Below are 22,638 nucleotides of genomic sequence, written 5' to 3'. Positions count from 1 at the left end.
AACTACAAATAAGGGTATCACATATATAATCTATTTCATAAGTAAAATAAAACTATAATCAATTGTTATCTACTAATTGTTCAAATTCATATTTAAGTTAATCTTCGCTTCAGAATAAAACAAAAACTCATCTACAATTCATTACTGCAAATGAGTTTTCTAATTTAATTATTTTGCTCAAGAAATTGGTGAATTGCCATCATTTCTTGTTTGTTTAGCTCACGAATACGATTAAAAATTGGAATATCTGCGACAGCCTCAAGATTTAAGCTTTCACTAGCAACCTCACTTACTTTGCCCGTTAGCCATCTTTGCACGTCTACGCCTTCGACGATTTCCATGCGTCCTTCATCGTTGATGCCACTTGCATAACAACTAACACAAGGTATCGTTAATTTATACACACCATCATGAAGCCCATCTTCCGATATTACTTTCTTCCCTTTACAGAATGGACATGGATGACTTGCTTTAATCTTATTAATTAAGGTGATAATTTTTTTGTAACCAAACGCTTCATAGACATAAGTCAGTTTTTTGTATTTTCCATTGGTGAAATACTTATCAATAATCGTTTCTCTTGTTTCGGTGATATTCGCAAAATCACAGATGGTAATTCGATTATTTATGCTAATGGATTCGATACTACGAGCTATACTGCCCCAGAATGGTAGGACATTTTGCAAGACCATTTCATAGTGCGCAAAGCTTGCCAGCTCTAGTTCAAGCACTTTCAGAGCGACTTGTATTTCCCTAGGCAATAGAGAGACATCCGCTGTCAAAACCATATCGTCGCCTACAATGACCTTCATTTTTTCTAGTACCTGTAACTTTCCAACGGTTGTTATGACTTGATTAAGAGGCTGTCCAATAATCTCACGAATATCGGTGTCGCCAAATTTCAGCTTTTTATGATGATTTAGTACGGTTCCTTCACAGATTGGACAGGTAATCATTTTTTTCGATTCTTTTATATGCTCTTTAATAATCGATTTCGATATGACCATATAGTTCCCAATGATGTGATTAAATCCTTCCCAAGTCCTCGATGCCTTGCCTGCTTTATCATAGAATGACTTCTCCCAATACCCGTATAAAAAGGTATGCTTTTCTGCTTCTGTCATCTCGTTATAACTTTTGCTTATATCCTGACCGAGCTCATTCTTAATCTCATCAAAGATGAATTGTATTTTTTCAAATTTATAGAATTTTAAAATCTCCATCGCATCTGGATGCAACAATCCATCCCAGAATGGCACGGTTTTATCCTGAATAACAATATCAAAATCAAATTGTTCAATCATCCTGCGCCCCTTGCAGCATGGGCAATGATTGTCTTGATGATAGAAATCGAAGCTATTCGTATCTTTATTGGTAGGATGCGCCGCCACAATATGGTTGATCAATCCACCAATTTCATAGAGAAAAGTATATTGACTATACAAATGTCTTTCCATATCAATGGCGATGACGGGTGCTATTATTTCAGATTCGTATTCACCATAAATCAGACGGGCCATGGACGATAAGCTCTTTAGAATACCACCCTTATAGACGTTTTCCGCATTTTTAAAATAGGAAATCTGATTTTCTTTTAAGTAGTCAATTCCATGTTGTGACTTTCGTGTTGAAGAAATATGCAACGGTGCCATACTATCCGCACTGTTTTCTTGACGATAATAATCATTATGACTAACAACATTAAGGCGCTCCACAGGTGCAAGCTGTCTTTTACCAAAATCAACGATAAAATCAGAGCTTTCCAGCATATACGAATTATGCTCAATCATCATAATTGATACAGACTCATCCTGTAGAATGACCCTAACACTATCAATAAACTGATTCAAAATATTTTGTGATAAACCTTTTGAAGGCTCGTCAAAAATAAAAAGCGTATGTGGGTTTCTTGATCCCCCAAACAGCTCAGAAACTAAATGGACACATTGAAATTCACCAGTCGATAAGGACTGTGTTTTTCTTTCCAACGTCAAATAACCAAGTCCAAGTTTGATCAATAGGCTCAAGCGTTTATGAGCAATGTCTTCATTTGGCAGTTCATCAATAATATCTTCAATTGAACGCTCAAAAATATCATCAATATCTTCACTATATTTTGTGAGTTTTCTTTTAATATCAAGAAAAGTCGCAACAGTTGACCGACTGGTAATCGATTGGTTTCGATCTTGCCCGACGATTACCAGTTTATCTTTAGGATATCGATTCAGAAAATCTTTGGCCATACACTCATTGACGAGTGTAGATTTACCACATCCAGACTCACCCGTAAACGTTACAAGTCTATTGTGAGGAATCTGAATTTCGGCTATTTGGATATTACGACAGTAAAGATCATGAAATTGATAGTATTCTGTTGGCGCTGCCTGATTTCGTTCCCAGCTGATTGGCCCAGGACGTGGTGATTCTTCAACAATTTTCCCACCGTATTTACCACTACCTGGTCCAAAGAACAATTGCTCGTCTGTTGTGTCGAGTACCGTGTCAGAATGATCAATGACCCATATTTGATTCTTATAGCCCAAATGTTTAATCTGTTCCAAAATTTTCAATAATGTCTGGTGATCAAGACCCACGGAGATTTCATCAATTATAATAATTGTATTTTCACTTGAAGACATAAATTCCGCCAAGTAAAGTCGTGTTAATTCCCCACCTGACAATGTGCCCATAATGCGATTTAAGGTTAAGTAACCAATATTCATATTGATTATATTCTGGAGAATATTCTGCTTCGCTTCACTAATATGTAGAACCTCAGCTAATGAGAGAATGGATTCAATACTTAGGTCATTGATATCGGAAATTCGCTGTGCTTTATCATATAATTCGATTTTATATTGTTCAATTTCTTGATTATAGCGACTACCCTTACATTTTTTACATTCGATGTTTTTAGTCGTTCCGCGACCTTTACAATCTGCACACCAACCTAATTCATTATTAAATGAGAAAACTTCCGGAGAAAGATTATATTTTTCGGCAAAAGCAACACGAATCTCTGTAAACACGCCAGTATGTGTACCAATAGTTGAACGCGGATTAGAAGAAATCGATGATCTTCCCAGAAAAAGTACCAGTGGCATTTCTTCCATCTTGATGGCACTGAAATTGGTTTCCATAATATTAGGAAATAAATACTGATATTCAGCCTTTGGCAATAAGGAAACGAGACGCTTCTTGGATTCTTCACCAATGGTTTGGGAAAACGTTGTTTTACCAGATCCAGACAAACCAGCAATTCCTAGCGACTTATCTACGGGTAGTACTGCATCTAATTTATTAATATTGTTCGCAATTAATTGATTTATTTTCATAGTGGTATCCTCTCCATCCTCTTTATATAGCATTGCCATGTTAGCAAAACTTCAAATGAATTTATTGTTTTTTCGAATCAACAAACTCATATTCCTCCATCCCATTAATAATGATGCTATCCGTGTTCCAAAAGAGCGCCCTTCTCATAAATAAAGAGCACAATTCTTACTACAGAATTGCACCCTATTTGAAGAATGGTATATTTGTATGAGAAGATTTATATTAATAATTTACAATTCCGCTAACACTTTTTCGAGCTGACCACCCATGTTCGTCCAAGCATATTTAGCTCCTTCGATGGCTCCTTCGCGGGCTTTGGTTTCTTCACTAAATCCAGTTTGATCGAAATGTAGATGGGTAGTTCCATCTGAACCTTTTTTCAAAGTCCATGTAACCGTAGTGCTTTCCCCGGCACTTACCCAAGTGTAAGATACTGTATGAGGCTCGTCTACTTCGAGCACTTCACTATCTACAATTCCATCCCACCATTCATTTGGCTCAGCCCGGAATTGAAACTTATGTCCTACGATTGGTTTAAAGTCATTTTTCCATATCCATTTCGCAAGCGTATCCGAATCAGTTAAAGCATTCCACACCTGCTCGATTGAACTTGTAAATTGAAAATCTAATGATACATCTGATTTCATTGTTTTTCCTCCAATAATAGATTTAATTTCACAATTCTTTGTTTCCAGAATCCTTCGTAAAAAGATACCCAATCTTGAATTTCTTGGAGCGGAGCGACATTCAACCGATATCTCGTTTCTCTACCAACCTTACGAGTAATTACGAGATCAGCTTCTTTAAGAATAGCCAAATGCTTAGAAACTGCTGTACGACCCATTTGAAAATGAACCGTTATTTCATGTAGGGGTAATTCTTCAACATCTGCCAACATTCGAAGTAATTTGCGCCTTGTTGGATCGGCAACAGCATCATAAACATCCCTTACTTGGCCCTTTTCGGTCAAAATCACCCCCACCTTTTCATTAATATTTCCTGTAATGTCACTGATTATAATCACAATAACCAATAAGACACCTTTTGTTGTCTTATTAATTATAGGACACCAAAAGGTGTCTTGTAAAGTTCACTTATTTGCAGACTCATTCCTTTCTATTGCTCATGGCTTGTAAGCTTCGATTAATCTCATCTCCACTACACCACCCTCTAAATCATAAATTCAGTATATTACTACCCCGTATTACGATTACATGAGTACATTGAAATCCGTAAGAAGACAGACTACGTTGTCGTCAGCATCAAATCCCCAATAAGAAGCATAGAAGCCATCGCCGTAACCAGAACTGAACATAACTACATTAAGTCCGGTATTCTCACATACGATCACACTTCCCCAATTATCCTCATGTTCGCTCAACACATCATCGATTAGGTTGTCATATAGACTGATAAAGTCATCTCCGAGTTCTCGTTGCAATCTAGCTTCCATTTCCTCGAGCTTATGGATCGCCTCTACATCCGCGAAGCATCCTAGCCCCGTATCCACCGGATATCCGTATATGCTTCCATCCTTCAGTTCGTTCACGTTCTGTCCTGGTCTTACAGCCATCTCCCACCGAATGGGTCGTCCATCAGACAATTTCAGTTCAGCTGCAGCGATACGTTCTTCTTCCTCATGCCACCATGCTACGACCGAATACGTACCCGGCTGGATCGTTTGTTCAAAGGGATTGCTATGAGATATGAGAGGATCACAAGCAACTATTTCTCCGGAAACAATTGTTAGCTGTTCTAGCATTTCAGGGCGAAGCATTCCACCTTCTGGTTTGGCTAATTCAAGTAATAGATTCGACATTATCATCATCCTTTCTATTTTGGTTGATTCCATAAGAGAATTCTCTCTATTATCTTACAAGTAGTACATTCATAATTCGGTAGTAATACGTTAATCCCTTGTTTAGTTCTCTCTAATACTAAGAAAATCCTGACGGTTTCGTATATGTCAAAAAACCCGCATTTATATGCGGGTTAGCGTGCTTCTAACGTAAGTTCATTTCTGTACCTGGTTGTAATGAATACAAACCCTTATGTCCTTCAGCAAGCAATCTCGCGACCACAAGATCAGTTTCTTCTTTAGGCGCATGCACCAAAACCGCTTGATTGCTTGGTACTTCATTCAACATCATGCTCACATCGGGTAGACCTTGATGAACTTTATAGCATATGTGCTGCACACTGCATCCCGATGGTAGCGTTCCTTTATTTAATACTTTCCTTCCAAATGAACCTCGTGCCGTATGACCTGTCAAAATAACTGCATGTTTCTCCGAATGTGATAATTGATTATAATACCAACGCGCTCGTGGAGATTCCATCATCCCGTCCCCGGTAAATATTATGCTAGGCATGTCACTTTCCAACAAAGAAATACGTTCCTGATCATCGATCGGAATAACCACTTTGTTGCTATTCAATAGTTCTTCAATCCGCTGTAGAGCCCCTGAACGGAGCCATTCTGACCATTTTCTCATTCGCTCAAGTCCAAGCCAAATCTCTTGTTCTACTATTATTCTGTATTCGGAAAATAGTTCTGACGACCAAATGAGTAATTCCTGACCTCGGCCAAGCGCCGGAACCGGCAATAGCAAGTGACCCCCTGCACCAAGAATACGCTTTGCTGCCTGTGTAAGTTGATCCAGCTTTACTTGCTGTGGGTCGGCCTCCATACCATATGCATTATCAATTATAGACATATCGACTATTGAACTTTTAGGTGAATCCACGCCCAACAATTGGGACTCACGACTGTAGTCCCCGGAGAAGAATACCTTACGTTCCTCCATCTCTAGCAATAACCATACAGAACCAGCAAGATGCCCGCTTCTTCCCCACTTTATTCTCAAGTCCTTACTCAGTTCGAACCATTCATCAGGTAAAGCATAATCCTCAAGATAACGGTACGTCATCACTTCTATATGCTTCTCTTCGTACGGAAGCTCTCCCCCGCGTCTGTTCACATATCTACGCCAACTTTCGAAATAGCTTCCGAGTTGTTCCGAAGTTGCCCTTGTTGTCCATATATCTCCCTTGTATCCATGTTTATATAATAACGGAAGTCCTATGGAATGATCCTCATGTGCATGTGACAAAAAAACAGCGGTTAACTGTGATACTTCATCGGCATCAATAAGCGGGTAAATCCCTACCCCCTCTTTTTTGACACCACAGTCCAACATAATCCGGTTCTGTTCTCCGGAGAAGACATAACAGGAGCGGCCATGTTCGCCCGCTCCACCCCAAACCTTTAGTTTTATCATCAAGCATTCCACTTTCTTTTGGAGCCCAGGCTCTCAATAATTACAAGCATCATGGTGGTGAGCCCTACAGATACGACGGCCATCGCCATGCCCAAGGATACTTGCCCTTGTTCAAATTGAGCAAATATATACGTTGCTGAGGTTTGAACGGACGGTGGCAAAATTAATAGCGAACCCACTAATTCCCGCGAGGCGATGGTGAATGTCATCATCCATCCAGCCATCATACCGGGTACTATTAAGGGCAGCAATACGCGGCGAAAAACATAGTGTGGTTTCCCGCCAAATACTTGTCCCGCTTGAAACAACGAGGGGTCAATCTGGCCAAAGGCGCTTTTTACATATTGCACGGTATATGGAACAAACAAAATGATATACGTCAAAATGACCATACCATATGTGTTGTACAGCGGAATCGGCATCCACGGTGAGTTCCACAGCAGAATCAATCCAACGACCATAACAATTCCCGGCACCGTATTCGGTAATAGACTGAATAAGTCCGTCGTTCTCTCCATACGGGTACGTGATCTCCCAATGACAATAGCAAACCAAGTGCCAAGTATTACGGCAATTGTTGAAGCCGCTAGTGATAGTAGCACACTGTTCATCAGCGATCTCATGCTCGTAGAACCCCAGGTCAGTAATTCCTTGTAATAATCCTGCGTAAAGTTATTCCAAGCAAGTCCTACTCCCCGCAGCTTCATGGTTGAAGCTGCAATGATTGAGAAATAGGGTACCCCAATAGACAGAAGTAACACTAACGTGACAAAGATAACATAAATCCATGTCCCTCGGCCTTGTGAATGCAAGGAAGAACGACGCATCCCCTTACCACCTACTAAACTATAAGTGAATCGTCGGCTTAGAACCGACTGCGCATACCAAATCAGCAAACATGCCGTAAGTAGCACGGAGGCTAGCGATGTCGCCTTGCCAAAATCAATCGGCCAGCTAGATATATATTTGTGAATCTCCGAGGTCATTACTTCATACCCAATACGTTTTCCGAACGTGACGGGCGTTCCGAACTCGGCGATCGTTTTAACGAAGATGAGCATAGCTCCCATTCCGTACGCAGAGAGCAATAACGGTGCAATGATACGCCGAAACCTATATGTGAAAGGCGCGCCAAGCACAGCTCCCGCTTCTTCAAGGCTACCGCCTATCCGCTCAAGCGCTCCTCGCAGTAGCAAGTACAGAAATGGGAACAAGTGTAGACTCATAATCGTGACCATGCCTCCAAAGGTGAAGAAGACCGGTGTCACTGATGCAAGCCCAGGTACAAGTTGCTCCAGATACCCGTTCTTTTGCATAAACAGAATCCAACCCATAGACCCAATATAAGGTGGTGTCATGAAGGGGATCAAAAAGACGATATCTAGCCAGCGCCACCGAGCAAGCCGGGTATTCACCATGATCCAAGCGAGGGGTAGTGCGAGTATGGTTGTACCTGCTATAACGCAAATCCCTAGCCAGATTGAGCCAAGTAGAACTTTGATGAGCTCAGCATCGGCCAAAGTACGCAACGGTGCTGCCCACTGCAGCTCCCCATCCCGATATACGCTTTGAATAAATATTTCAACTAAAGGGACAACAATCATTATCGTCAGTACAAGTAAAGCTAGGGCAATCGACCATGCTCGAATGTGTCGCAAAGATGAAGAGTTTCTCATGATTATTTAAATAGTTTCGTGAACTTATCCGTCACATCTGCTCCATTTTCATTCATCCATACCCAATCAGCTTTGAGTAGCGGAATCTCATCTAGATTGGCACGATTCTCAGCCTTAATATCTGTACGACCTGGGAGGAGGGCCGCATTGGATACCAGCTTCTGGGCTTCATCTGATAGTAGATAGTCAATGAACGATTTAGCATTCTCTTCATGCTTGGTTGATTTCATAATCGCTGCGGGACGTGGACTAATCACTGTACCTTCCTTCGGATACACGATATCAACCGGTTCTCCCTTTGCTTTTGCTTTATATGTCATGTAGTCAACCGCAGCAACTACCATGCTTTTAGCACCGGTGATAACTGGATCCAGTGCTTCCTGATTGGCTCCTGCAACAGCTACGTCGTTATTATTAAATTGCTCGAACAAGGACCAGCCACTCTCTCCTTTGTCACTGAGATAACCTGTTATGAAATCAAGCGCCGAACCCGATAACGAAGGATCAGGAATGTTGATTTGTCCCTTGTATTCTGGCTTAGTTAAGTCTTCCCAAGAAGTCGGCGGTGTTGTAACAAGCTTTGTATTATAAGCAATACCTAGAGCAGAAGCACTACTGCTGAAATAGTTCCCTTCTTTATCTGACCAATCAGGGTTAAGCTTGTCTGCATTGTGGGCTTCCGGGTAAGGTAGTGTCAGCCCATCGTTCTTCAACCCTTGTGCAGAAGGTAGTGATGCTAGAATCACAACGTCAACAACTGGGTTGGATTTCTCTGCCTCCATACGAGCTAGAATTTTACCTGTTGTTCCTTGGAACATTTCGACCTTCACCCCTGTTTGGGCTTCATATCCTTCAATTATCTTGTAAGCGAGACCTTCTGGTCCCGCACTATATACAACGAGCTTTTGATCGGCAGCTTGGGTGTTTGTCACGCTGTTATTCGCTGAAGGCGAAGCCTCCTTGGCAGTTGAATTAGAATTAGAATTAGAATTAGTGCCGCAGCCTGCCAACGTTAAACCTAGTGCCAGAGCCAATGTAAGTGACGTTCCCTTGTTCCATCCTGTCTTATTCGTCGTGAAATTATTCATAATTTAATCTCTCCCTTTATTTAGATTCGTTCAAGTGATGAAGGCGATGATGCGGTAAATAAACCTCAGTCTTCGTACCTACAGCCAGTCGAGTATGGTGATAAGCAGTCCATTGCTCCCCATACGCCTCCGCTTTGACTCTGAATTCATATCGCTCTCCTACGTAGCTGACATGTGTAATCTCTACTACAAAAGAGTGGCAATCTTCTCCTGTCCGATCCCATAACAGGTGCTCTGGACGGAACATCGTGTGGTCTGGCACAAGCCAGTTCGATTTGCCGATAAAGCGTGCAACAAAGGCATCTGAAGGTTCACCATAAACCTCTTCCGGTGTTCCTGATTGTAAGATTCGACCACTATTCATAACCACCACTTCATCAGACATGGACATCGCCTCAATCTGATCATGTGTGACATACAGAGCTGTAAGCCCCAAATCACGAACCAATGACATCATTTCCACACGCATGTCTTCACGTAGTACGGCATCCAATGCACTTAGCGGTTCATCGAACAACACAAGACGTGGTGTTATAGCAACAGCGCGTGCAAAAGCTACACGTTGCTGCTGTCCACCAGACAGTTGGTGAGGGTATCTATCATGCATCCCTGTCAACTTAACCTTGTCCAACGCTTCCATCACGGTTTCACGTATTCTTGAAGTACGCTTACCCGCTCGAAGGCCAAAGGCAACATTTTCGAATACCGTCATATGCGGCCACAATGCAAAATCTTGAAATACCATGCCGAAGCCACGTTGGTGTGTCGGTACCACCTTCTTACTTGCCCCCGAAAAGATCACCTCTTCCCCCATCGAGATCGTACCCATATCCGGTGTTTCTAACCCTGCAATCATGCGCAGAATTGTTGTTTTCCCACAGCCTGAAGGACCTAGTAGTGTCGTAAAGCTTCCCTGACGTACAGTCAAATTCGTTGGATGCAAGGCAATAGTTCCACCAAAGGCTTTACCAAGCCCTCGTATGTTCAAATCCATATGATTACCATCCTTGTATGCTTTGGCTTTATGTATTGAATCTTTACTTACATTTATTAGTCTAGCTGTGAAGTACAATACCCGTGTTAAATGAATGTAAAGGTACAATTAATTATTTCAATGAATACTGTTAACATTTATAGATAGAATCTATAGATAAGACACAACATCGAAAGTGAGCTATGATGATGAACCTGAATCTATTAAAATTACGCATTGTGGAGTTGCTCGAAAAGCATAAGAAAATCACATCTGTCGCAGACATCCTTGAATTAAAACAACCAACCGTCACCTTTCATATGAAAAACATGGAACGCGACTACGGAGTCAAACTGTTCGAAGCGCGAATGGGTAGAATCATTCTGACAGATGCGGGCTATGCCCTGCTCCATTATGCCGTCAAAATCAATGCGCTCGCTGCCGAAGCGGAGCGTGTCGTCTTGGAGTTCGACACGCTCCGTAGGGGGAGTATCCGTATCGGAGCTAGTTATGTTCCTGCTACTTATGTACTTCCCGCTGTGTTACATCGATTTGGTAAGGAATATCCGGGAATCCAGATGTCCCTATTTGTCAAAACCGCTCCCGTCGTAAATGATATGCTAGAACGTCATGAAATCGATATCGGCATTATCTCAACCGAACCATTCGCAGCTCCTGCATTGCTTGCTCAAGCAATATGTAAAGACGAATTGGTGCTCATTTATGCTCCAACTCATTCCATAGCCTTCCTAGAAAATGTAACACCTGAACTGATTACCTCTGCATCCTTTGTTCTTCATGGCAAAGAATCCAGCACCCGAAGAATGACAGATACATGGCTAGAAAACCACGCACAGCGTCTACCTTCTTATTTGGAGCTAGATTCCCTTGAAGCTATTAAACAAGCGGTTATACTTGGAACGCATGTATCCTTCGTATCCCGAATGGCCGTCCATAGCGAGGTTCAGCGCGGACTGCTCCAAATGCGCCCCATCCCCGGTAACCTGATAGACCGCTATGTTTATGCCGTGACGAATAAAGAACGCCATCGCTCTGAATTGATTAATCAATTCAGCAACTATTTGTTCTAATCAAGTAGACACAACTTATGCTTTTTTATATGCTCAAAAAGAAAACCCCACGTTATGCCATGCTTCGCATAACGTGGGACTCCCTGGATCTACTATTGATTCTTCAATCGAATAACGGTCAACTCAGGTTTTTCGAATAAGCGTATAGGCAATCGGGTTGTCCCGATTCCTCGATTCACATACAGCGTCAGAGGTCTGATCTTGCCTTCAAGTGAATACAATCCTTCAATATATTTATTACCTAATGACGTTGTAATCAGTGGTTTCAAGAACGGGATACGAACTTGCCCGCCATGACTATGTCCGGAGAGCTGTAGGTCAACCGGATAATCGGTGAATCGGTCAGAAACATCAGGTTGATGCACGAGCAGTAGATTGAAATCCTGAGGACGGAGAGATTGAAGCGTACTTTCAATCATCGGTCTGCCCAACAAGAAATCGTCAAGCCCAGTTATGGTCAGCCTTTCACCGTTAGCAGATGTAATGGTGTGAACCTCATTCACGAGTACCATAAACCCAGCTTCCTCCATGTACTCCTTGTATACTCGGCTCCCTCCCCCTCCTCTATCGTGATTACCATATACAGCATATTTACCAAGGGGAGCTTCTATCTTCGCTAACACCTTTTGGGCTAACTTTCTATTCTCAGAACCGTACTCTGCGTAATTATCGAATAGATCACCTGTAAATACCACCATATCGGGTTTAAGAATATTCATCCGATCAACTAACGATTGAAGCTGATCAACTGAATAATCGGGACCTAAGTGCGTGTCCGAGAATTGAATGATCGTCTTGCCATCAAATGACTTCTGAACGTATTTATTCTCAATCTCGATTCGCGTCACGGACAGCGCCTTCGGCTCAATCTCTGTGGCATAGAACCCGTTTGCTAAGATAAAGAGGATGTTCGTGCATAATCCAATCAGGATCATTCTCACAATCTATGACCAAGGCCTTTCTTTATCGCATTCCAAATCGGATTGTCCGATGTTGCTGGAATGTAAGTCTCCCCTTTATCTCTCGCATCCCAGTATTTGTAACTTAACTTTTCACTCCCAAATTCGTAATCCATCCCATCCCAAGTATCTTCGCGAAATGCGTAGAATGACCAGTGCCAACCCTGTTCATCAAATAGAGAAATAAGATCACTCATGTATAGATCTGCCCCCTTGACCATTCGATTCGTTCCGAATTCTGACGCTATAATCCGATTCGCAGGAATATTATTATCGGTTGCCCACTTCACAACGGGTTCCATGAATTGTTTAAGAGCTTGCTTATCAAACTTCATTTCTTTCTCGTCATTTCCAACTTTTACCATTCCCGGATAAGAGTAAGTGAATCCCTTATTCTTATTTTGGCTAGTCAATTCATACGGCTCATACATATGGAACGCGTATAGCACGTTAGGATCATCAATCGGTTTCAAATAACTGAATGCCCACGGTGTTGCATAGAGTCCAGAATCAATAATAATCGGTGTCGTCGTATCAACTGACCTAACCCCTGTGATCATTGCATCATAGAGGACATTTAAATCTGCTGAAGTATTCTCTACTTTCTTGTACCAAGCAGTGTAATCCTGTGTCCAGAAGTCATTAAAGCCCGTTGCTGTCTCTGGGTGTGGCTCATTAATAAGATTGTAGCCAATAATAGCAGGGTGATTCTTCAATCGAGTGGCAAGATCCCTCCAGAAAAGGGCTGCTTGACTATGATAGTCACGCTCTTGCCATATGCGATCATCATTCTTCTGCCCGTTAAACTGCCTCCATCGATCTCCAGGTAGGCTAAGTACGGTTAAGATGACCTTCATGCCTTTGGCTTCAGCTGCATCTAAATCTGCTAAGAGTCTTGCGAAATCCTCTTCCACGATGCCTTCATAGCTATCCGCGCTACCCATCAGAAATTCTTCATTAGGTTTGGTATCTGATTTATCGTTAAACAAGAAATCTCGATCCTTGCCCCACTTGTCAGGTGCTAGCCGAATAAACTCGATTCCCTGTTCCTTAGCTGCTGCGTAATTGTCTGGTAACGATGTGGAATTCATGAAATTAGAGCCTTTTCGCTGTTCATTCCAATAATCCATCTTCCATGCATTGATATCTACTTTCTCAATTTGGCTACTATTCTGTTCTTTCTCTTCTAAAGGTACAGCTGCGTTGGTACTGCATCCTGCAACAAGTGCTAGAATGGTCGATATAAGTACACTATTTCTTATGATTGACCATCTATCTTTTTTTCTTAACTGCTTCATTGTGTGAATCACCTCGAAAATAAGCATATTCTATCTATGTTACGCCAATATGACAAACAAAAAAGAAACGGATACTCGTCCCTCAAGGACGCATATCCGTTTCTCCATTATTCTGTCCCACAGCCAAGGAGAAATAAAATGAAATCTCTTGGTCCTCTGTATGAATTCCATGAGGCGCCTCATGTTTATCCAAGATAACTTGCACGATGGACAGTCCCAACCCCGATCCACTAAGCTGCTTATTCCTTGAGTGATCTAGTACGAAGAAAGGCTGCCATATGTGATTCACATCCTGTTCATCCAACGTTCGAATGCCATTTCGAATGGTGAATACCAACCGTTCTCTTTCGTTCATTAGTGATATATCTATCTGTGGCCCACTGGCATATTTCAGTGCATTGGTTATGAAATTATCTAGAACGATCCTGATCTTCTGTTGATCTCCTCGAACAATAGGATGATGAAGTTGGTTATCATCTACCTGAATGATCTTCTGCTCTTTCTGTATTGCCACTTCCAAATTATCTAGCACATCACCAAGTAACGCTTTGAAATCAAAATGTTCCACCTCATAAATCTCATTCTGAAGCTTGGCTAAGTGCAATAACTTGTCCACTAACTGGGACATTTCATCGGTTTTCTTATCAATAACACTTAGGAATGTCCCGTCGTCCATTTCGTCTCTAATGCCTGAGGAATAAGCTTTTATTAGAGCAATCGGTGTTTTTAACTCATGAGAAATATCGGAAATAAAGTTCCGTAAGTTCTGATTCTTCTCTTCCAGAGCTAAATGTGCTTCCTCCAGTTTGTTGCTCATCCGATTAATGCTTGCCGCCAACAGTTCAATCTCATCACCTGTCTTAATGTTCGTTGTACGGAACTTCAGATTGGAGATATCTTCGGCGTTATTTGCCAACTCTTTAATTGGACGAATGATTTGTCTGGCGATCAGCCACGCTAACCCAAGCGTTAAGAACATCGTGCTTATGGCAATATACAAATTGAACTTATTAACTGCTCGAATCGACTGATCTGTATGTGCAATGGAGTCCCCGACGACGAAGACCGTATTGTCCTTTGCAAAGATCGTGACAAGAAAGCTGGTGTTAAGCTTCTTCTGACTATACAAATTGTATACCGTCTTCCCATGTTCAAGATCTTGAATACTCTCTTCCATGACCCAAAATTTCGCAAGCGTAATACCTTTCCTATTCAATTCAGTTCGAATAATATCATTCAAAACATTCGGATTAGTCACAAATTCTGTACTTACAATCGTTACATTATACTGCTGTTCCAGCTCCCCCTCGGTTTGGATGAGGGATTCTACCGTTTCGTTGCTCATAAAGTTAGTCAGTTGCGCTAAATTCACCTTTTGCTGATACAGAATATATTTTGGCAGAAAAAATGTATTCACTAAAAATGAGACCGCAAACACCAAACACATCATGCATGCAATCCGCCAAAATAACTTACGACTCAGCTTACTCATGCGGAATTTCCAGACTATATCCACTGCCTCGGTATGTCTTAATTAACCCTTCTCCCACTTTCTCCCTAAGTCTTCGAATATGGGTATCCACTGTTCTTTCTTCTCCGATATAATCGAATCCCCATACTTGATCCAGTAACACTTTTCTGCTCAATATATGCCCTTTGTGTTCAAGTAGGCACTTCATCAAATGGAATTCCTTATTCGTAACTTCTAGATCCAATCCATCCCGATAGATCTTTCCGCCTGGCATATTTACTCGCAACCCCCCGAACGTGATATCTTCCTCTATATGGAGTAGTTTCTTGGCTCTTAGAATCAAGATACGAGGTACAAAAGGTTTGCGTACGTAATCGTCAGCCCCTATCTCTAGCGCCTTCAATTCATCTTCCTGTTCGCCTTTTGCGGTTAACATCAACACTTTGGAGAACTGCTGCTTCTTTAATTGTTTGCATACTTCGATACCACTCACTTTGGGCATCATCCAATCGAGTATCGCCAAATCTATTTTGTGGTTCATACCAATATCCAGGGCTTCTTCTCCGTCGTGGGCAGTGAATATTTGAAACCCTCCTTTTTTAAAATAAGCGACTAAGATTCTAAGCATGTCCGGATCGTCATCTGCAATTAGTATGTTCATGGTATACTCCTTAACAAAAGATTAGGGGACAGACAAATTATAATCAATTTGACCTGCCCCTGTATGATCATACATTTAACTCTTCTGAACTGCAAAAAGTAGTAGTTATTATGATTTCTTTAATATCTGTTGAAGCGCAGTATCCAATGTACTAAATCTAAATTTATAGCCTTCCCTTTCCAACCTCTCTGGTATAACCCATCGACTCTTCAGAATCAATTCCGTTTCTGTCTTAATGATGACTGAACCCAATTCAAGCAGCCATTTAGGAGATGGTAATCCTACTTTCACATTCATCACCTGTCGCAAATGACTCATTAACTCCCGATTGGTGACTGGATTAGGAGCAGAACAATTAAATACGCCGCTTAATTCCTCGTGGTCTTTAAGAAAGAGCATAATTTGATATACATCTTCGATATGAATCCAACTGAATCGTTGAGTACCCGGCCCTTGAGGACCTCCAAGTCCAAATCGAACGAGGTTTTTGAAAGGCGTCATAACCCCACCATTCTCACCTAATACAATAGCGATTCTTAAGGCAACTTTTCTCGTGCTAGGTAAGTCAAAAGAAAAGAGTGCATTCTCCCACGCTTTGGCTACGTCAACGGAGAACCCTGATCCAATCTCTCCATTGTCCTCTGTCATCGGCCGATCCTCAGCATGTCTATAAATCGTCGCTGTACTCGAATTGATCCATAGTGTTGGTGGGTTATCGCATGCTAATATGGCGTTGCCAAGGATGTTGGTTGTCTCTGTTCTTGATTTCATAATCTCTTGCTTATTCTTTGCATTGTAACGGCAGTCTACTGACTTCCCTGCAAGATTAATGAGTAGCTCCGAATGATTTATAGCTTCTACGATCTCCGTATTATTATTCCAAGAAATATGACCTACTTGTCTTGAAATGATCTTCACGTCATAGCCAAGATTATTGAACTTCTCCTCTAAGTATTGTCCAATAAAGCCCGTACCTCCAGCTAAAACAACCTTGCTCTTCATGTGATCAACTCATTTCTTTTTTAAATCGTAATGTTATTGATGAATGGGTCTATCAATCATAACCACCCTCTGCTTGGGGTAATTCTTTATAAGCGTCTTTATCCGCCACTATATCTTGAATGAATGTTCGCAATTCCAATAGTTCTTGCGCATCGCTTGTAACGTCACAATATTCTTCTGACCAAGTAAGTTCTTTAGTTACTCCATTCACACTAATTTTCCAACGGTCTTTACTAAATGGTTTTTTACCGCAATTCTGGTTAGTTGGGACTAAGTCTTTCGTACCCATGATGTTTATCTCTCTCATCTTCTCATAAATGATTCGCATCTCATCCACAGTAAAAGTCATGTTCGCCGTTGCAGTGCCGTTTATTACCAAATCTTTCACAACCGTATCTTGATAGGTATTAATTTCATTCTTAGTCACTTCTCCATAACCAAAACTAACCATGAAATCGAAATCTGCGGGTAATGATTGCGGCATTGTATTTGTATTTATCTTTACGTCCTTACTACAACCTGTAATTATTAATAATAGTACAAATAACAATGAACATAAGCGCCCCACTCCAACACCTCCAGTTATTACCATTATAAATATAGACGAACAATCCCCTTATTTGTTGCATATAACTCTCTTTAGATGAGAAAAAAGACTGCCATGATGCTGGCAGCCTAATATCTATATATATTGCATTATCCTATTGGTTAACTGAAGAGCATTTATGCAACGCTAAAGCCTTCCCGCAGTGTCTCCATCGTCATTCGATCAATAAATCTGCTATACTTCTCTTTCTTTTTCCCCAATTCTTGAAATTGTGCAATTAATTGCGTGACGATCGGTACAAGCTGTTCTTCCGTAATGCCAGACAGGAGTCTCTGTGCTAATTTAGCCTTCAAGCCTTTGGATTCCCCACCTACATAGATATCGAAGGTATCCCGCATTTTAACGACTGCAATATCCTTAATCAAGGGCTCACTTGTCCCAAGTGCGCATCCTGCATATCCAATCTTTAAAGGATGGGGTACCTCATGACCTGCAATAGCTTCGTCTAAGACTTTAGCTATTTCTAGTCCGGCATCCTCGGCACCCTTACAGAAATTACAAGCGATTAAGCTCTTAGTGAAGAATCCCGCGGGATGAATCTGAAGGCCAACTTCTCTGAGTGCATCTTGCACTTCGGTTATACGCTCTTCTTGCATCTCCACGTATAGTTGCTTGAACGTCGTCATTTCAATGTTGGCATCCTCACCAACTACTGCTCCTAGAATGGCCAGTTGCTCAGGTTTAAATAGGGTACCTCCCACCTCAAATCCAGGTGTTACGGCAAATTTTTTCAAGCCCAATGGACTCACTCTCCCATCTAACACATCTAACTTCCTTCTAGACTACATCGTATCCTTGTTCTTCAATTGCTTCTTTTATAGCTTCTAGTGTCAACTTCTTCTCGTCATAGGAAACAGCTACAGACTTGTCTTTCAAATCTACTTTTCCGGTAGCACCTAGTGTTTTCATAGCACTTTCAACGGAATTGACACAGTGTCCACAAGACATACCTTCTACTTTTAATGTTACGTTTGTCATAATAATCATTCTCCTTTTTGAACTCTCATTTTTAATATAATTGTATTGTTATTTCATTAGCTTCTGATGGTCTATTACCTAAACCTTCATCCGCTGAAGACGAAGTGCATTCAACACAACGGACACGGAACTCAGTGCCATAGCTGCTCCCGCAACCCAAGGTGCTAATAGCCCAAGTGCCGCAATTGGAATACCTAACGTATTATAACCAAGTGCCCAGAACAAGTTCTGTCGGATATTAGTCATCGTCTTGCGGCTCATGTATATCGCATCTGGGATGCTGTTCAAATCGCCACGCATCAAGGTTACATCCGCCGCTTCCATCGCGACATCCGTTCCCGTTCCGATAGCCATTCCGATATCCGCCATAGCTAGTGCTGGTGCATCATTGATGCCATCCCCAACCATTGCTACTTTCTTACCTTGCGCTTGTAGCTTCTTCACTTCTTCAGCTTTGCCTTCTGGAAGTACTTCGGCCCGAACGTGCTCAATTCCTACTTCTTTAGCGATTGCCATGGCTGTGCGTTCGTTGTCACCTGTAATCATAATGACCTCGATGCCCATTTGTTTCAAGCGAGTAACTGCCTCTTTGGACGTTTCTTTGATCGTATCGGCAACTGCAACCAATCCAGCATACTGACCGTCAACCGCGATCAGCATCGCTGTCTTACCATCCAACTCCATCTGCGTCATACGCTCTAAAGCGTGCTCCACTTGAACGTTGAATCTAGCCATCAGCTTGCGCGTCCCTGCTAGAACTTCCTTGCCTTCAACGACTGCACGAATTCCGAACCCTGGAATGGCTTCGAATTGTTCCGTTGCAGGAATCTCGATGCCTTTGGCTACAATTCCAGATACAATCGCTTCTGCTAGTGGATGCTCTGAGTCCTTCTCAGCAGCACCAACAAAGCGGAGGAACGTACCTTCGTCGATATTATTTTCAACTAGGACATCTGTAAGTACTGGTTTACCATTAGTAACGGTACCCGTTTTATCTAGAATGATGGTATCAATCTTATGTGTGGATTCCAGATGTTCCCCACCTTTAAATAATACCCCAAGTTCAGCTGCACGACCCGATCCCGCCATAATGGATGTAGGTGTCGCAAGTCCAAGCGCACATGGGCAGGCAATAACCAGAATAGCAATTGCTTTTTCCAATGCATTTGCGAACTCCCCAGGTGTGACCCAGAAGAACCACACGACGAAAGCCAAGACGGCTATCCCTACTACGATTGGAACGAATATACCAGAAATCACATCAGCTACACGTTGAATAGGAGCTTTCGAGCCTTGTGCTTCTTCTACGACTTTAATAATCTGCGCAAGCGCCGTTTCCTTACCGACCTTGGTCGCTTTTACTTTCAATCTACCGTTCTTATTAATCGTAGCGCCAATAACGTTGTCTCCTGCCTTCTTATCGACAGGAATACTCTCTCCCGTCAGCATAGACTCATCTACAGCTGAAGTTCCTTCAAGCACTTCACCATCCACCGGAATCTTCTCACCCGGTTTCACAACCACCACATCACCTGCGAGCACTTCTTCGACTGGGATCGTTATTTCCTGCCCGTCACGGATGACCAACGCTGTCTTCGCTTGCAGACCCATCAGCGTTTTGATCGCTTCAGACGTACGACCTTTGGCTAATGACTCAAACAACTTGCCGAGAATGACCAATGTAATCAACACGGCACTTGTTTCGTAGTACATCGCTGGACCATGATGAATACTTCCGCCATTCAAAGCCCATTCAATGGTTAAGTAGAGACTATAGAAGTAGGCCGCGGACGTTCCAAGCGAGATAAGTACATCCATATTACCGCTTTTGTTACGAAGGGATTTATATGCCCCGACGTAGAACTGCTTACCGATGTAGAATTGAACAGGTGTCGCAAGTGCTAGCTGGAACCAAGGATTCATGAATAAATCTGGCATCCAGATCCAAGATAAGAAGGAAAAGTGACTGACCATAGACCATAGTAACGGCAGGGAAAGAATCGCAGAAATTAGCAACTTACGCTTTTGCGCACTTATCGCTTTCTCTCGATGTTCCGAAGGATCTCCATCTTCTTGCTTGGTAACCGCTTTGTAACCCAGCTTTTCTACTCGCTGTTGAATGTCGGTAATGGATACATCCAACTTGTTGTATTCCACTCGGGCTGTCTCCATCGCGAAGTTAACGACGGCGTTTGTGACACCAGGCGTTTTGTTCAGTACTTTTTCAATCTTAACCGCACAAGCGGCACAGAACATACCTACGAGATCTAAATCAACGACTTCTTTCGCCACACCGTAACCGAGCTTCTGAACATTCTGTTCCATTTGCGTAACCTTGATCTTACTTGGATCGTATGTTACGGTTGCGCGTTCCATTGCAAAGTTCACATTTGCTTCTGTTACGCCATCCAATTTATTCAGACCCTTTTCGATTCGATTAGCACAAGCAGCACACGTCATGCCTGTAATATCTAAAGATGTTTGCTCTGTTTTTAACTGGGTTGTTTCCATGATGCACACCTCATTTTCTATATCGAATATGATCGATTAATCTATAGCCGATTGCCATTATCGACGTATTCAGGTCATACCTAAAGTCGTTTGTTTAACTTCTTAATATTAGTATACCCCCCTACCCTATAATGTGTCAATACTTAGATGTATTATTTCCTCGATTACCATATTAAATTCCATACAAAAAAAAGGATTCTTACGAATCCTTCATTCATCACTTATTTCATTAGTTTATTAATCGTCTTCAACAGTTCATCAATCACTTCATCATCGCCTTCTTGGATACGATCCATGACACAGCTCTTCATATGGTGTTCAAGAAGTAGCTTTCCTACACCATTTAAGGCCGACTGGACCGAAGAAATCTGATTCAGAACGTCATCGCAATAGGTATCCTTTTCGATCAATCCCTTAACGCCACGAATTTGACCCTCAATCCGGTTAAGCCTGCTAATGATATTACTTTTTGTTTTATCGGAATGGTGACTTTTTCTCCCATCGGTGCCGCATGACTCATGTGACGTAGACTCGTGAATTTGTTCCTCCATACGGATCACTCCTTCTCTTCTTATATCCATTGTAACAATAGCCCCCCACCCTATACAACTCCCGTTAGGTAATTTACTTATCACTGTTTATGCATATGCAAGAAAAAAGAGTAGATACTGTTATCCGGTACTAACTTTCTGGCGATATCACGGTTTCTACATTATTGTTATTCTTAACTACCTGTCCCTTCATAATACCTAGAAGTAGTAGAACCAGAGATCATTCCGAAGAAGATGCCATTTGAGACAAGCAAGAATAACCCACGCCTACCGTAATCTGTTGATTATCAATACGTAATCGCTTTATCAACTTATTCAGTAACAAATTCTAGCACTTCATTAGGATGATTAAACAAATGTTTAGCATCGATTCCATGATTTTTCTTAGCACCCCATACAGCTAATCCAAACGATACCCCCGCATCTCTGGCACATTGATAATCATATGTCGTATCTCCGATGTAAATAGAGCTACTTGGGTCTGCACCCGAAATCTCTAGAAACTTCTGAATCGGTTCTGGATTCGGCTTATGTAATACAGTATCATCCGCGCACACGACAAAAGATAGATATTTCATCAAGCCAAAAGGCATGAAGTCATCTTCTAATTCAATCTTAGTCTTTGATGTTACAATTCCGATTTGAATATTTCGTTCATGAAGTGTGCTTAGCAATTCTCTGATTCCTGAGAAGACACTGATGGAGTCCATGAACTCCTTCATATACACATTCCAAAGAATATCTCCCTTTTCAGTATCTTCTATACCTAATAAGGGTAATGAGCTAGAACCTGGAATTCCCCATACGAATTCTAATTCCTCAACTTCCTTTGTTATGTTGTATTCTATCGCTAGCATTTTCTGAAGTGATTTGAGTACCGCTTTTTCTGTGTCTATTAATGTCCCATCAACATCCAAAATAATGGTGTTATACATATAACCCGCTCCTTATGACTTGATTTATTGATATTTACCACTTTAACTCGGGAATATTTCCAAAATTCATACCATAAACGCCTACCAAGAAATATACAAGAACACATATAAGAATAATAACAGCAAACCTTATATAATAATTTCTACTACTTCTTGCTTTCATTTCTAGTACCATTAATCTATCTTTAATTTTCTCGATTTCCTTTTCAGTATCCATAAC

The 22,638-nt window shown here is 41.6% G+C and carries 21 protein-coding genes; 1 reads left to right on the top strand and 20 read right to left on the bottom strand.

Features of this window, described 5'->3' with window-relative positions:
- Window positions 1-164: 164 nt before the first annotated feature.
- The 8 genes from PBAT_RS11765 to PBAT_RS11730 all read right to left on the bottom strand — a co-directional run bounded on the left by PBAT_RS11765 (window position 165) and on the right by PBAT_RS11730 (window position 10,375).
- A complete protein-coding gene (locus tag PBAT_RS11765; protein WP_068650319.1) occupies window positions 165-3,335 on the bottom strand; it encodes an ATP-binding cassette domain-containing protein in 3,171 nt (1,056 codons plus the stop codon).
- Between the two features lie 231 nt (window positions 3,336-3,566).
- Window positions 3,567-3,983 carry an SRPBCC family protein gene (locus PBAT_RS11760; protein WP_068649751.1) on the bottom strand — a complete coding sequence of 139 codons (417 nt, stop codon included), beginning with the start codon at window positions 3,981-3,983 and terminating at the stop codon, window positions 3,567-3,569.
- Window positions 3,980-4,306, bottom strand: coding sequence for an ArsR/SmtB family transcription factor (locus PBAT_RS11755; RefSeq protein ID WP_068650317.1), 327 nt, complete (start codon window positions 4,304-4,306; stop codon window positions 3,980-3,982). Before PBAT_RS11755 ends, PBAT_RS11760 begins: the two co-directional genes overlap by 4 nt.
- Before the next feature lie 240 nt (window positions 4,307-4,546).
- A complete protein-coding gene (locus PBAT_RS11750) occupies window positions 4,547-5,155 on the bottom strand; it encodes a DUF4241 domain-containing protein (protein ID WP_068649749.1) in 609 nt (202 codons plus the stop codon).
- A 184-nt stretch (window positions 5,156-5,339) separates the two neighbouring features.
- Complete coding sequence (locus PBAT_RS11745) at window positions 5,340-6,617, bottom strand: MBL fold metallo-hydrolase (protein ID WP_068649747.1); 1,278 nt, start codon at window positions 6,615-6,617, stop codon at window positions 5,340-5,342.
- Window positions 6,617-8,293, bottom strand: a complete 1,677-nt coding sequence (locus PBAT_RS11740) for an ABC transporter permease (protein WP_068649745.1) — start codon at window positions 8,291-8,293, stop codon at window positions 6,617-6,619. The genes PBAT_RS11745 and PBAT_RS11740 overlap by 1 nt, the downstream gene beginning before the upstream one ends.
- A gap of 2 nt (window positions 8,294-8,295) precedes the next feature.
- The gene (locus tag PBAT_RS11735; RefSeq protein ID WP_068649743.1) at window positions 8,296-9,381 is read right to left on the bottom strand and encodes an ABC transporter substrate-binding protein; all 1,086 of its coding nucleotides are present in this window, start codon (window positions 9,379-9,381) and stop codon (window positions 8,296-8,298) included.
- 16 nt (window positions 9,382-9,397) lie between these two features.
- Window positions 9,398-10,375, bottom strand: a complete 978-nt coding sequence (locus tag PBAT_RS11730; RefSeq protein ID WP_068649741.1) for an ABC transporter ATP-binding protein — start codon at window positions 10,373-10,375, stop codon at window positions 9,398-9,400.
- 188 nt (window positions 10,376-10,563) lie between these two features.
- Here PBAT_RS11730 and PBAT_RS11725 point away from each other — a divergent pair, with 188 nt between their 5' ends.
- Window positions 10,564-11,445, top strand: a complete 882-nt coding sequence (locus PBAT_RS11725; RefSeq protein WP_068650314.1) for a LysR substrate-binding domain-containing protein — start codon at window positions 10,564-10,566, stop codon at window positions 11,443-11,445.
- Window positions 11,446-11,537: 92 nt separating this feature from the next.
- Here PBAT_RS11725 and PBAT_RS11720 read toward each other — a convergent pair whose 3' ends face one another.
- The 12 genes from PBAT_RS11720 to PBAT_RS11665 form a co-directional block, all read right to left on the bottom strand.
- On the bottom strand, window positions 11,538-12,380 hold the full coding sequence (locus tag PBAT_RS11720) for a metallophosphoesterase (protein WP_068649739.1): 843 nt from the start codon (window positions 12,378-12,380) through the stop codon (window positions 11,538-11,540).
- A 2-nt stretch (window positions 12,381-12,382) separates the two neighbouring features.
- Window positions 12,383-13,534, bottom strand: a complete 1,152-nt coding sequence (locus tag PBAT_RS11715) for a glycoside hydrolase family 5 protein (protein WP_068650313.1) — start codon at window positions 13,532-13,534, stop codon at window positions 12,383-12,385.
- Between the two features lie 250 nt (window positions 13,535-13,784).
- The gene (locus tag PBAT_RS11710; RefSeq protein ID WP_068649737.1) at window positions 13,785-15,194 is read right to left on the bottom strand and encodes a sensor histidine kinase; all 1,410 of its coding nucleotides are present in this window, start codon (window positions 15,192-15,194) and stop codon (window positions 13,785-13,787) included.
- On the bottom strand, window positions 15,187-15,834 hold the full coding sequence (locus PBAT_RS11705) for a response regulator transcription factor (protein ID WP_068649735.1): 648 nt from the start codon (window positions 15,832-15,834) through the stop codon (window positions 15,187-15,189). Before PBAT_RS11705 ends, PBAT_RS11710 begins: the two co-directional genes overlap by 8 nt.
- A gap of 108 nt (window positions 15,835-15,942) precedes the next feature.
- Window positions 15,943-16,836, bottom strand: coding sequence for a TIGR01777 family oxidoreductase (locus PBAT_RS11700; RefSeq protein WP_068649733.1), 894 nt, complete (start codon window positions 16,834-16,836; stop codon window positions 15,943-15,945).
- Window positions 16,837-16,888: 52 nt separating this feature from the next.
- Entirely contained in the window at window positions 16,889-17,320 is a 432-nt protein-coding gene (locus PBAT_RS11695) for a hypothetical protein (RefSeq protein ID WP_248912426.1), read from the bottom strand.
- 239 nt (window positions 17,321-17,559) lie between these two features.
- Window positions 17,560-18,183 (bottom strand): NAD(P)/FAD-dependent oxidoreductase, encoded by a 624-nt coding sequence (locus PBAT_RS11690; protein ID WP_068650312.1) that lies wholly within the window; start codon window positions 18,181-18,183, stop codon window positions 17,560-17,562.
- 37 nt (window positions 18,184-18,220) lie between these two features.
- On the bottom strand, window positions 18,221-18,421 hold the full coding sequence (locus tag PBAT_RS11685) for a copper ion binding protein (RefSeq protein ID WP_068649729.1): 201 nt from the start codon (window positions 18,419-18,421) through the stop codon (window positions 18,221-18,223).
- A 78-nt stretch (window positions 18,422-18,499) separates the two neighbouring features.
- A complete protein-coding gene (locus PBAT_RS11680; protein WP_068649727.1) occupies window positions 18,500-20,932 on the bottom strand; it encodes a heavy metal translocating P-type ATPase in 2,433 nt (810 codons plus the stop codon).
- A gap of 221 nt (window positions 20,933-21,153) precedes the next feature.
- Window positions 21,154-21,483 (bottom strand): metal-sensitive transcriptional regulator, encoded by a 330-nt coding sequence (locus PBAT_RS11675; protein WP_068592645.1) that lies wholly within the window; start codon window positions 21,481-21,483, stop codon window positions 21,154-21,156.
- A 311-nt stretch (window positions 21,484-21,794) separates the two neighbouring features.
- Entirely contained in the window at window positions 21,795-22,418 is a 624-nt protein-coding gene (locus PBAT_RS11670; protein ID WP_068649725.1) for an HAD family hydrolase, read from the bottom strand.
- A gap of 34 nt (window positions 22,419-22,452) precedes the next feature.
- The gene (locus PBAT_RS11665; protein ID WP_068649723.1) at window positions 22,453-22,635 is read right to left on the bottom strand and encodes a hypothetical protein; all 183 of its coding nucleotides are present in this window, start codon (window positions 22,633-22,635) and stop codon (window positions 22,453-22,455) included.
- Window positions 22,636-22,638: the final 3 nt, after the last annotated feature.

Origin of the sequence: Paenibacillus antarcticus, from assembly GCF_001637225.1 — a bacterium.
Taxonomy (GTDB): domain Bacteria; phylum Bacillota; class Bacilli; order Paenibacillales; family Paenibacillaceae; genus Paenibacillus_AQ; species Paenibacillus_AQ antarcticus.
Note: the sequence above shows the minus strand (reverse complement) of the source record. Positions and strands in the feature narration are given on the sequence as shown.

What these genes read in the sequence shown, in the direction of transcription:
- PBAT_RS11765 (WP_068650319.1), bottom strand. Translation starts at nt 3,335, where the DNA reads ATGAAAATAAATCAATTAATTGCGAACAATATTAATAAATTAGATGCA.
- PBAT_RS11760 (WP_068649751.1), bottom strand. Translation starts at nt 3,983, where the DNA reads ATGAAATCAGATGTATCATTAGATTTTCAATTTACAAGTTCAATCGAG.
- PBAT_RS11750 (WP_068649749.1), bottom strand. Translation starts at nt 5,155, where the DNA reads ATGTCGAATCTATTACTTGAATTAGCCAAACCAGAAGGTGGAATGCTT.
- PBAT_RS11745 (WP_068649747.1), bottom strand. Translation starts at nt 6,617, where the DNA reads ATGATAAAACTAAAGGTTTGGGGTGGAGCGGGCGAACATGGCCGCTCC.
- PBAT_RS11740 (WP_068649745.1), bottom strand. Translation starts at nt 8,293, where the DNA reads ATGAGAAACTCTTCATCTTTGCGACACATTCGAGCATGGTCGATTGCC.
- PBAT_RS11735 (WP_068649743.1), bottom strand. Translation starts at nt 9,381, where the DNA reads ATGAATAATTTCACGACGAATAAGACAGGATGGAACAAGGGAACGTCA.
- PBAT_RS11730 (WP_068649741.1), bottom strand. Translation starts at nt 10,375, where the DNA reads ATGGATTTGAACATACGAGGGCTTGGTAAAGCCTTTGGTGGAACTATT.
- PBAT_RS11725 (WP_068650314.1), top strand. Translation starts at nt 10,564, where the DNA reads ATGAACCTGAATCTATTAAAATTACGCATTGTGGAGTTGCTCGAAAAG.
- PBAT_RS11720 (WP_068649739.1), bottom strand. Translation starts at nt 12,380, where the DNA reads ATGATCCTGATTGGATTATGCACGAACATCCTCTTTATCTTAGCAAAC.
- PBAT_RS11715 (WP_068650313.1), bottom strand. Translation starts at nt 13,534, where the DNA reads ATGGATTATTGGAATGAACAGCGAAAAGGCTCTAATTTCATGAATTCC.
- PBAT_RS11710 (WP_068649737.1), bottom strand. Translation starts at nt 15,194, where the DNA reads ATGAGTAAGCTGAGTCGTAAGTTATTTTGGCGGATTGCATGCATGATG.
- PBAT_RS11705 (WP_068649735.1), bottom strand. Translation starts at nt 15,834, where the DNA reads ATGAACATACTAATTGCAGATGACGATCCGGACATGCTTAGAATCTTA.
- PBAT_RS11700 (WP_068649733.1), bottom strand. Translation starts at nt 16,836, where the DNA reads ATGAAGAGCAAGGTTGTTTTAGCTGGAGGTACGGGCTTTATTGGACAA.
- PBAT_RS11695 (WP_248912426.1), bottom strand. Translation starts at nt 17,320, where the DNA reads ATGCCGCAATCATTACCCGCAGATTTCGATTTCATGGTTAGTTTTGGT.
- PBAT_RS11685 (WP_068649729.1), bottom strand. Translation starts at nt 18,421, where the DNA reads ATGACAAACGTAACATTAAAAGTAGAAGGTATGTCTTGTGGACACTGT.
- PBAT_RS11680 (WP_068649727.1), bottom strand. Translation starts at nt 20,932, where the DNA reads ATGGAAACAACCCAGTTAAAAACAGAGCAAACATCTTTAGATATTACA.
- PBAT_RS11675 (WP_068592645.1), bottom strand. Translation starts at nt 21,483, where the DNA reads ATGGAGGAACAAATTCACGAGTCTACGTCACATGAGTCATGCGGCACC.
- PBAT_RS11670 (WP_068649725.1), bottom strand. Translation starts at nt 22,418, where the DNA reads ATGTATAACACCATTATTTTGGATGTTGATGGGACATTAATAGACACA.
- PBAT_RS11665 (WP_068649723.1), bottom strand. Translation starts at nt 22,635, where the DNA reads ATGGATACTGAAAAGGAAATCGAGAAAATTAAAGATAGATTAATGGTA.